We start from the raw sequence: 10,978 nt of genomic DNA, 5'->3' as shown, positions 1-10,978 counted from the left end.
AGAAAAACTGCACCCCCAATTGTTAGACTGTGTCTAACAATTGGGGTGCAGTTCAAACTCGCTCTTTTTTTGTTATGTACAATAATTCATTACTATTCTAATTCAATTGAAACATTTTTTTGTGGTACAAATGTAGAAATTGCATGTTTATAAATAAGCTGTTGCTTACCTTCTGTTTCCAGTAGGACTGTAAAATTATCAAATCCTTTAATTAGTCCACGAAGCTGGAAACCATTTAATAAGTACAGCGTAACAAACGTATTTTCTTTACGGAGTTGATTTAAAAACTGATCTTGAATATTGATTGATTGCTTCATGTCGAATCCTCCTCTTTTTCTCTACTTACTATTATTCGACTTTACTTGTAACTTTCCTTCTATGTATCGTAAAATTTCTGACGTTTTTTCACCGTCTGTAACATCAAACCACGTGACATCCATTTTATTACGGAACCACGTTAATTGACGCTTTGCATAACGACGCGAATTCGTCTTTAATTGTGATACCGCATCTTCTAAAGGGGCTCGATTCTCAAAATAATCATAGATTTCTTTATATCCAATCGCTTGAATAGATTGACAATCTCGTATCCCTCTATTATACAGACCTTCTACTTCCTCTAATAGGCCTTGTTCCATCATCAAATCCACTCGTAAGTTAATGCGATCGTATAGCATTTCTCGATCCATTGTCAAGCCAATTAATGAAACATCATAGAGTAACTCTTTTTCTTGTTTCTCAATTTGGTCACTCATTTTTTCACCCGTCGTGTGGAAAATTTCTAACGCCCGAATGACACGTCGTACATTATTTGCATGAATACGCTCCGCACTTTCCGGATCTACTTCTTGCAATTTTTTATGTACATATTCCACACCGCGTTCTAAAGCTAACTTTTCCATTTGCTCTCGGTATATCACATCACCAGCATCATCTGTAAACTGATAATCGAATAAAACAGATTGTATATAAAGACCGGTCCCACCAACTATAATTGGTAATTTACCACGTTCTGTAATTTCTCGAATATGTTTGCGAACACGTTCTTGAAATTCCGCGACAGAAAATGAATCTTCCGGATTTTTTATATCGACCATATAATGTGGAATTCCGTCCATCTCTGCTTGTGTTACCTTTGCAGTTCCAATATCCATCGTTCGATAGATTTGCATGGAATCACCACTAATAATTTCACCGTTCAACGCTTTGGCAAGATCGATACTTAACTTCGTCTTTCCAACAGCTGTTGGTCCAATGATGACAGCAACTTTTTCACGTTGCACTTCTCCCATAGCATTCAACTCTCTTTATGTAATATACTCCATCTATTGATTATACCCAATCTTACCAATTTTAACGGCATGATTGCAAGTTCTTTCATTTCGGTACATGAAATTACATATAAAAAAAGAACATAGTTTGTCCAATTCTGCATATACATGATAAAAATAGTTTCGAGAGGATGAGTTAACTATGAAACAATCCACCATCAATTTTTCATCTTTGACAAAAGACCTCATTTTAGCTACTTCTACAAAAGAACAAAATTGTTCACAAGAGGAATTATACTTCGCCCTAAATTGTTTACTACGGGCTTTTCATTCTACTCTCCATGAAACAACATCACATCCAGAAAATAAAAATACAGAATATATACAAACACAATTTTGCAGTGCATATAAAATTATTACAGGTAAAACTATTTATCCCTTTCAATAATCCATAAAAAGCGGCTGCTTACATAATTTCAAGCAACCGCTTTTTATATTAATATCGATAACCTATTGTATAACTTTCACTTTTACAGATTTGCGCCCCCAGTTATTAGCACTACCATCTGAACCGACTAATACATCAATACGATTTCCTTTAATCGCACCACCAGTGTCTCCAGCAATCGCTTCTCCATATCCTTCTACCCACACTTTTGATCCAAGCGGAATTACTTTCGGATCAACAGCAATTACTTTCATATTTGGATTTGCTGTTAAATCATGCCCCATTGCAGTTAATACACGACCACCATACGAACCATTCTCACTCGGATCTGCTGTATATGCCGTCGCTTCTACTGTAATTTCACGACCACCAGTAGGCGCACTTGTTTCAGTAGATTTCGCAACTGGTTTTGCAGCCGGCTTTTCTTTTACCACAGGTTTACTTGATTCTACATTCTTAATAGAATCGTTACTCTTAACAGACTCTTTATTCTTAACTGCTGTATTATTTTTAACCGGCGCTTCTTCTTGAGCTACAACCTCTTTCTTTTCAATTACAGGTGCCGTTCCTGTTAAAAATGGCACGTGAACATATCCGACTTTTCCATTGTAGTCGAATTGTAACCATTCATTTTGAACTTGATTCGTCGTTTCAATCACATCATTTTTATTAAGTTTACCTAAAATTTCAGAATCAGTATTCGCTCCAGCACGAACATTTAATACGCCCGCCGTTACATAATATGTGCTCTTTGTAAAATCAGCACTTACAAACGCTTCCTTACCGTTTAACTTAATTTTTGTCCATCCATTCTCTGTATTTATAACATCTAGTGTATTCCCACTTAACACTTTACCTACAAGCTTTGACTCTACATTTGGGTTTTCTCTAACATTTAATACGTCTGTTGTTACAATTGTTTCCGCTTTAGCAGAACCCGCAAAAATCCCAAGACCAAAAACTGCTGCTGTTGCTATACTTAATAATTTTTTCATGAATAGCCTCCATTTGCTTTGTTTTCGTATTTTCATTATAGCAACAGATTTTTAGAATTTTTAGAAATCACACAATTACAAAGCATTCGTAATATACAATTAACGAGTTGTAACATAAATTTCCATATTAATAAAATGTATTTCTCATACAATCTCCAGTGGTTTTCATATATTTTTCATATACGAGCACAAGAACTTTTTTCCAGAAAAAATTACAGTGTTACTTTTTTGTTACAAAAAATTCACAATTCGTTACATCTTTTACCAAAAAACATCAATATTCCATTGTTAACTTATTTTTTTGTAATAAAAAGAGAGCAGCTACTAAAAGCTACTCTCTTTTTATTTGTTATTGAACTTTCTTTTTCCAAACACCTAGCATAATAGCCGAGACAATTGTTCCAATTAATATAGAGAAAATATATAGTAACGGTTTATTTACTAACGCTATTACAAATAATCCACCATGCGGTGCCGGTAATGTAATTTGGAATAACATAGATAACGCACCTGCAATACTAGAACCAACAACACAACTTACGATTACTCGAACCGGATCTGCAGCTGCAAACGGAATCGCACCTTCTGTAATGAACGATGCCCCCATAATATAATTTGTTAAACCAGATTTACGTTCCGCTTCTGTAAACTTTGATTTAAAGAATGTAGTTGCGAATGCAATCGCAAGTGGCGGTACCATACCACCAGCCATAACTGCTGAGTGCACTCCAAAATTCTGTGCTTCTATTGCAGCAATACCAAACGTAAATGCCGCTTTATTAATTGGACCACCCATATCAATTGCCATCATACCACCTAAAATAAGACCTAGTAATATAGCATTCGTACCATTTAAACCATTTAACCACCCTGTCAACATTTCATTTAATGCTACTACAGGCGGAATTACTACTTTTTGCATTACAACTCCTGTAATCAATAATCCAAAGACTGGATATAACAAAACAGGTTTAATTCCTTCTAATTGTACTGGTAGTCCTGAAAATAATCTTTTTAACCCTAAAACAACATATCCAGCTAAGAAACCAGCAATTAATCCACCTAAAAATCCAGCATTCGCATTCGCCGCTAAAAATCCACCTACAACACCAGGCATAAAACCAGGACGATCAGCAATAGAGCTTGCAATAAATCCAGCTAAAATTGGTACAAGGAATAAAAATGCACCTGTTTTTCCTCCACCAATTGACATGAACAATTCAGCTAAAGGACCTTCCGCCTTTATACCACCAAACGAAAATGCTAGCGCTATTAAAATCCCGCCACCAACAACGAATGGAAGCATATTACTTACACCGCTCATTAAATGCTTATAAATTCCTAATCCTTTTTCTCTCTCAATACTTTCTGTTTTCCCATCCTCTTTTACACCTTTAAAGATTGGTGCATCTTGTTTGACAGCTCGTTTAAGCAGATTTTCCGTTTTTCTAATCCCATCAGCAACTGGCACTTGAATGACATGTTTACCAGCAAAACGATTCATTTCTACTTGTTTATCTGCCGCAACAATAATAGCTGTTGCACGTTCAATATCCTCTTTCGTTAAACCGTTTTTAATACCTGTTGATCCGTTCGTTTCAACTTTAATCGCTATTCCTAACTCTGTCGCTTTTGCTTTTAAGCTATCCGCCGCCATATATGTGTGAGCGATTCCAGTTGGGCAAGCTGTAACAGCAAGTACGTACGGTTCATTTCCTTCTGGTTTTGCGAATTCAATCTCTTCTTCTTTTTCATTCTCTTTTTCATCAAATAGTTGAAGAAGCTCACTTTCATCCTTCGCTTCTAATAGTTGCTTGCGAAACCCTTCATCCATTAATAATGTCGATAAACGAGACAACGTTTCTAAATGAGTATTATTCGCTCCTTCACTTGCAGCAATCATAAAGAATAAGTGTGCCGGTTGTCCATCAAGCGACTCATAATTGATACCGCTTACACTTCTACCAAAACAAATCGATGGTTGTTTAACAGCCTTTGTCTTCGCATGAGGTATTGCAATACCTTCCCCTATTCCAGTCGTACTTTGGGACTCCCGCTTTAAAATAGCTTCTTTAAATTCCGTTTTACTATTTAAACGATTTGCCCCGTGTAATTTCTCAACTAATTCATCTATGACAGCTTCTTTATTTGAAGCTGTCAAATCCATAATGACTGTATCCCTTTTTAATAGTTCTGTAATTTTCATATGTTGCTTCCCCCTATCGCTTAGCTACAATTACTTGCGACAATAATTCTTCTACTTTTTCCTTCTTACATAAATCAGCTGAAAATGCTGTTGCACTCCCTGTTGCAACGCCGTATTGAAATGCCTTTTCAATATCTTTTGTCTGTTCATATTTGCCTACAAACCCTGCAACAAGAGAATCTCCGGCCCCAACTGAATTAATTACAACACCTTTTGGAACAGTCGCTTCATATATACCTTCTGCCGTAAATAATAAAGCTCCCTCTCCAGCCATCGATACGATAACGTGTTTTACACCTTGTTCAATTAATTTTCTTCCATAAGGTAAAACGTCCTCTACTGTTGAAAGCTCCACTCCAAACAACTCACCAAGTTCATGATGGTTTGGCTTAATTAAAAATGGCTTATTTTTAATTACATGTTGCAGTGCACTTCCACTTGCATCTACTACTACACGAATACCTTTTTCAGCTCCAAACGCAGCAATTGATTCGTAAAAAGTACTTGGAATAGAGATCGGTACACTCCCAGCGAGTACAACACAATCTCCAGGTTGCATACTCTCAATTTTTTTCATTAACTGTTCGAACTGCTCTTTTGTTACAATAGGACCTTGGCCATTTAATTCTGTTTCTTCTTTCCCTTTTATTTTCACATTAATGCGAGTATCTTCATCTACTTGGACGAAGTTTGTTGTTACACCTTCGTCATGTAATACCTCTTTAATAAATTGACCAGTAAATCCACCAGTAAATCCAAGTGCTATATTTTTAACACCTAAACGCTGAAGAACACGAGAAACATTAATTCCTTTTCCTCCAGGAAACTTCATATCTTTCTCCGCTCGATTTATTGTTCCTAAATCAAAAGAAGGAACTTGCACTACATAATCAATAGATGGGTTTAAAGTAACTGTATAGATCATTGTTTATCAGCCTCAATTACATTGGTTTGTTTTTTATATTTTTCTAAATCAATTTCTAAATGGTTTGTAATAATATTTGCATCTTCAACATTTGCAATTTTCGCAAACGCAACTTCTGAAAACTTACTTTCATCAATTAAGAAATATCCTTCGTTTGCTAATGTTAGTGCCATTTGTTTTAGGAGCGCTTCTTCTGGATCTGGCGTTGTAAAGCCAAGCTGTTCATGTACACCATTTGCACCTAAAAAACATTTATCAAAGCGATACTTCTGCATACTTTCCTGTGCCATAGCACCGATTAAAGCTTTCGTCCTACTCTTCATCATTCCGCCTAGTAAATACGCACGAATATTATTTTCAACTAAAGCTTCAATATGCATAAGTCCATTCGTAACGACAGTAACATCTTTATTGATTAAAAATGGAATCATTTCAAATGTTGTACTCCCTGCATCTAAATAAATACAATCACCTTGTTCAACAACGCTAGCCGCATAATTAGCAATTTGTTGTTTTATTTGAATGTTTTTGGATGATTTTTCAACCATCGTTGGTTCTTGCCCTTTTCCTGTTAAAACAGCGGCACCACCATGAACTCTTTTTAATAACCTTTGCTTTTCCAATTGTGCTAAATCACGGCGAATTGTCGACTCAGAGCTTTCTGTTCTTTCAACTAATTGCTGTAATTTTACAACTTTCTGTTCTTTTACAAGTTGCAATATCATTTGATGACGTTCAGGAGTTAACATTTTATTCACCTCTTCTTTGATTACAGTATAATGAAAACGGTCACAAAAATCAACCATAAACAATCAAAAATAATCACAAACATTCATAAACGTTTATAAACAGCAAAAAAAGAAACCTATTCGATCAAACAATCAAATAGGTTTCTTTTCTAAATTCACTTATAAAGAAGCTTTATATATACTTAGAACATCATCTTTATTTAATTTTTTAAAGTTACCAAATTCACCATACGCCATCGCTTTATTAGCCATTATATCAATTTCATTTTCTCCAATACCGTAATCAGCTAATGTTGCTGGCGCTTCAATTGAAGTCCAAAATTGACGCAGTGCCTCAATTCCTTCTAACGCCACTTCTTTATCTGTTTTTCCATCTGTTTCTATTTCAAATACACGAATAGCGAACTGTTTAAAACGACTTACATTTTCCTCTACAACATGTTTCATCCAGTTAGGGAATAGAATTGCTAAGCCGCCTCCATGCGGTATATCATGAACCGCAGAAACTGCATGCTCAATATTATGAGTCGCCCAATCTCCTTTTACTCCCATCGCTAAAATGCCGTTTAACGCCATAGTACCACAATATAAAATAGTTTCTCTATGCTCATAATTTTCTAAATCACTTAAAAGCTTGGGAGCTGTCTCAATTACTGTTTTTAAAACAGATTCACAATAACGATCTTGTAGTTCTGTATTCGTTCCATGATGGAAATATTGTTCTAATACATGTGACATAATATCTACCATACCATAAATCGTTTGATCTCTCGGCACAGATGCAGTATGAACTGGATCTAAAATTGAAAACTGCGGGAATGTAACTGGGCTTCCCCATCCATACTTTTCATTCGTTTCCCAATTTGTAATTACCGAGCCTGCATTCATTTCAGAACCTGTCGCAGCAAGAGTAAGTACAGTACCAAATGGTAATGCCTCACTAGCAAATGCTTTTTTCGTTACAATATCCCATACATCTCCATCATATTTGCTACCAGCAGCAATCGCTTTCGTACAGTCGATTACACTTCCTCCACCAACTGCTAAAATAAATTCGACTCCATTATCTTTACAAATTTGAATCCCTTTCTTTACAGTTGATACACGAGGATTCGGTTCAACACCCGTCAATTCAAATACTTCTGCATTAATATCCTTTAAAATAGAAATCACATTATCATAAATACCGTTTCTTTTAATACTGCCTCCTCCATATACGAGAAGAACCTTCTTACCAAACTGTGGAATTTCAGTTTTTAACTGTTCTAATTGATCTTTACCGAAAATAAGTTTCGTTGGATTACGAAATACAAAATTTTGCATATTTCTTTACCATCCCTTCTATATGAAAAGCAACTATACTTTTGTATACCATATTTTTTTCATTTCACAAAAAGATTTGCTTAATAAAAAAATCCCAGCCTACAGGCTGAGATTTTTTTATTGATAATAAGGTGAGATCATTAAGTACACAATAACACCAGATAAACTTACATATAACCAAATTGGCATTGTCCAACGTACAATTTTACGGTGACGTGTTAATTGATTTGTAAAACCAAATACAAGTGCAAACAATGCAAGTGGTACGATAATTGCTGCTAGGATAATATGTGTAATTAAAATGATGAAATACACATATTTAATGAATCCTTCTCCGCCAAAATGTGTTGCCGGTGCTAAGTAATGATACGATAAATACGACACACAAAATAGTAAAGTTGTCGTAAATGCTGCAAGGATGAAACCACGATGCATTTTCACATTCTTTTTAATAATAGAGAATAACGCTGCTAATAAAAATACGAACGTAAAGCTATTAAAAATCGCGTTTAACATTGGTAAAATCGTTACATCAAAATGTACTTCTCCTTCATAGCCAACAGGTCCAAAGAACAAAAATAAAATAATCGCATTTACAATTACAGAAAGCGTTATCACAATAGGAGCATAGCTTTTCTGATTTGTTGATTGATCCACCAAAATGGTCACTCCCTCTTCCTTCAAGTATGTATACGTAACCTCACTATTTTAACATATTATTCACAGTGTAAATGTGACAATAGTTTGACACAGCAAGACAAAACAAAGAAAAAAATCCTTCTTAATAAAACTTCTTAAGAAGGATTTTATCGCTTTATTATTCAAATAGCAACGCGATTAATTTTTGTTAAAAAATGTATCGCTATATGCTTGAAAAATTTCAGACACTTGATATCCCATTAATGAAATTGCTGTTAATGAAAAGAAACCAATCATAAGAAATCGAAACCACATATAAATCTCCTCCTTGTATTTAGCTTAAAAAACGTTAGCTACCTTACAAGTTGCGTGGCACTCTTCATCATCACTTTCCTTCTTCTTTACAATTGCTGTAATAAATCGAATCATAAAGAAAACTACAAAAGGAAATTGTTCGTAATTCACATTGGCATAGTTTAGCAACGGCTCGCGTTGCACGTCGAACGGAGATGAGAAGGAATAGAACATACCTTGCTCTTCCATATATACAATTACAATTTTCATGCAAAATACTATTCCTAGAAACGAAACAATATCTTGCCATTCTGTCGTATATAACAGGTTATACAGCTCTAATACGTACTCTTCCATCATCATCCCCCCTTCCTTTTTTACCATTTTGCTCGCCTTCGTATAAAAAGTCAAGAAAAAAGTTTATATCCACTATGACAATAGTAATTACTTGTTTCTATGATTATATATGATTCTTTTATAGCAATGACTGGGTGTAACTCTCTTCGAAAATTAGAAAATTAGAATCGAACAGATTCCTCATTCTTACTTTTAGGATTCAAAACTGTGCTATTTTTATTTCTATTAAAAATAAAATAAGAAAGTATGATAAGAACTGTAACAAACATTGTTAAAAGTGCTTGTGAACGTAAAGTATCAATTGCGAACATCGCAACTAAAACTGCTATAATAGCAGCAATTGTAACATACGTTACATACGGAAAAAGCCACATTTTCACTTTCAAATTTTTTTGTTCTACTTTCCCCATTTTTTTACGCATCTTTAAATGCGAAACTGCAATAACGAGATAAACTAGTAACGCAATCCCGCCAGATGCATTCACTAAAAACAAAAAGACTTTATCTGGAGAAATGTAACTAAAAACAACTCCAATATAAGCGAAGACCGTTCCAAATAAAACCGCTCGAACAGGAACACCACTACTGTTCAATTTTAAAAATGACTTTGGCGCATCTCCTCTTTCTGCCATTGAAAAAAGCATTCTTGAATTTGTATATAAGCCTGAATTTAAGCAAGAAAGTACAGCTGTTAAAACGATAAAATTCATAATTTGTGCTGCCGCTGGTATTCCTATATGTTCAAGTACAGCTACAAATGGACTTTTTAATATGTTAGCTGAATTCCATGGCAGTAGCGTAACAACTACCGCTATAGACCCAATAAAAAATACAAGAATACGCCAAATCACACTGTTTGTTGCTGTTTTTACTGCTTTTACAGGTTCTGCAGATTCACCAGCCGCTACTGCTACAATCTCTGATCCCATAAATGAAAATATAACAACAGTAATTCCAAGCAAGACCGAACTTATACCGTTTGGCATAAACCCACCTTGTCCAATTAAATTCGAAGTGCCGGGTGCTTCTGTTCCTGGAACAAATCCTAAAATAACAGCAAGACCTAGACAAAGGAACAAAACAATACTTATTACTTTAATAAAAGAAAACCAATATTCAAACTCTCCAAATGATTTCACCGAAAAAACGTTCGTCAGCGTTAATAAAATTGTTAATATTAAACTTAATAACCATAGCGGTATTTGTGGAATCCAATATTGGATAATACCAGCACCTGCTGTGGCTTCTATTGCAATAACAATTACCCAGAAAAACCAGTATAACCAGCCTATTGTATAACCCGCCCATGGACCAATTGCTTCTCTTGCATACGTTGCAAATGAACCACTTGTCGGATTTACAGCTGCCATTTCTCCTAGCATTCTCATGACGAAAATGACTAGAAGTCCTGCTAATGCATATGAAACGATAGAACCAGGTCCTGCCGAATGTACAACGGCACCACTTCCAACAAACAAACCAGCCCCTATTACGCCGCCAATTGAGATCATTGTAATGTGGCGTATTTTGAGATCTTTCTTTAGATTTTTATCCAACTCTTGTACATCCCCTTCCAAACTAAATTTTGAAATTTATGTAAGAGTACTGTGCGAAAGATTTTGTTCTATACGTTAAAATATATCAAAATATTCTGAATTTAACAATTGCAATTCAATCTCCTTCAAAAATTATTTCATTAGGTTTAATACTTTCCCACACACAATTGTTGAGAAAATTATAGTCCTCTTACAAAAGAGAGAATTTTCAGATA

Annotated in this window: 11 protein-coding genes; 1 reads left to right on the top strand and 10 read right to left on the bottom strand. The window is 35.0% G+C overall.

The window, feature by feature from the left end:
• Positions 1-92: 92 nt before the first annotated feature.
• Both hfq and miaA read right to left on the bottom strand, forming a co-directional pair.
• A complete protein-coding gene (gene hfq / locus CQ064_RS25530; protein WP_000813896.1) occupies positions 93-317 on the bottom strand; it encodes an RNA chaperone Hfq in 225 nt (74 codons plus the stop codon).
• A 21-nt stretch (positions 318-338) separates the two neighbouring features.
• Entirely contained in the window at positions 339-1,292 is a 954-nt protein-coding gene (gene miaA / locus CQ064_RS25525; RefSeq protein ID WP_000504953.1) for a tRNA (adenosine(37)-N6)-dimethylallyltransferase MiaA, read from the bottom strand.
• Between the two features lie 181 nt (positions 1,293-1,473).
• Between miaA and CQ064_RS25520 the strand changes: the two genes are divergently transcribed.
• Entirely contained in the window at positions 1,474-1,719 is a 246-nt protein-coding gene (locus CQ064_RS25520) for a hypothetical protein (protein WP_000814431.1), read from the top strand.
• Between the two features lie 62 nt (positions 1,720-1,781).
• Here the strand turns inward: CQ064_RS25520 and entD are convergent, their stop codons facing one another.
• The 8 genes from entD to gabP all read right to left on the bottom strand — a co-directional run bounded on the left by entD (position 1,782) and on the right by gabP (position 10,763).
• The gene (entD, locus tag CQ064_RS25515) at positions 1,782-2,714 is read right to left on the bottom strand and encodes a cell wall-binding protein EntD (RefSeq protein ID WP_000735452.1); all 933 of its coding nucleotides are present in this window, start codon (positions 2,712-2,714) and stop codon (positions 1,782-1,784) included.
• 349 nt (positions 2,715-3,063) lie between these two features.
• Positions 3,064-4,920 carry a PTS fructose transporter subunit IIABC gene (locus tag CQ064_RS25505; protein ID WP_000704592.1) on the bottom strand — a complete coding sequence of 619 codons (1,857 nt, stop codon included), beginning with the start codon at positions 4,918-4,920 and terminating at the stop codon, positions 3,064-3,066.
• A gap of 13 nt (positions 4,921-4,933) precedes the next feature.
• Entirely contained in the window at positions 4,934-5,845 is a 912-nt protein-coding gene (pfkB, locus tag CQ064_RS25500; RefSeq protein WP_000640854.1) for a 1-phosphofructokinase, read from the bottom strand.
• Positions 5,842-6,594, bottom strand: a complete 753-nt coding sequence (locus tag CQ064_RS25495; RefSeq protein WP_000957288.1) for a DeoR/GlpR family DNA-binding transcription regulator — start codon at positions 6,592-6,594, stop codon at positions 5,842-5,844. The genes pfkB and CQ064_RS25495 overlap by 4 nt, the downstream gene beginning before the upstream one ends.
• A 159-nt stretch (positions 6,595-6,753) precedes the next feature.
• On the bottom strand, positions 6,754-7,917 hold the full coding sequence (locus tag CQ064_RS25490) for an iron-containing alcohol dehydrogenase (protein ID WP_001179067.1): 1,164 nt from the start codon (positions 7,915-7,917) through the stop codon (positions 6,754-6,756).
• Between the two features lie 117 nt (positions 7,918-8,034).
• Entirely contained in the window at positions 8,035-8,577 is a 543-nt protein-coding gene (locus CQ064_RS25485; RefSeq protein WP_000228315.1) for a DUF420 domain-containing protein, read from the bottom strand.
• 318 nt (positions 8,578-8,895) lie between these two features.
• On the bottom strand, positions 8,896-9,234 hold the full coding sequence (locus CQ064_RS25475) for a hypothetical protein (RefSeq protein WP_003271231.1): 339 nt from the start codon (positions 9,232-9,234) through the stop codon (positions 8,896-8,898).
• Between the two features lie 134 nt (positions 9,235-9,368).
• Positions 9,369-10,763, bottom strand: a complete 1,395-nt coding sequence (gene gabP / locus CQ064_RS25470; RefSeq protein ID WP_000360114.1) for a GABA permease — start codon at positions 10,761-10,763, stop codon at positions 9,369-9,371.
• Between the last annotated feature and the right edge of the window lie 215 nt (positions 10,764-10,978).

This window comes from Bacillus sp. MYb78, assembly GCF_002975115.1.
GTDB classification, from domain to species: domain Bacteria; phylum Bacillota; class Bacilli; order Bacillales; family Bacillaceae_G; genus Bacillus_A; species Bacillus_A cereus.
Note: the sequence above shows the minus strand (reverse complement) of the source record. Positions and strands in the feature narration are given on the sequence as shown.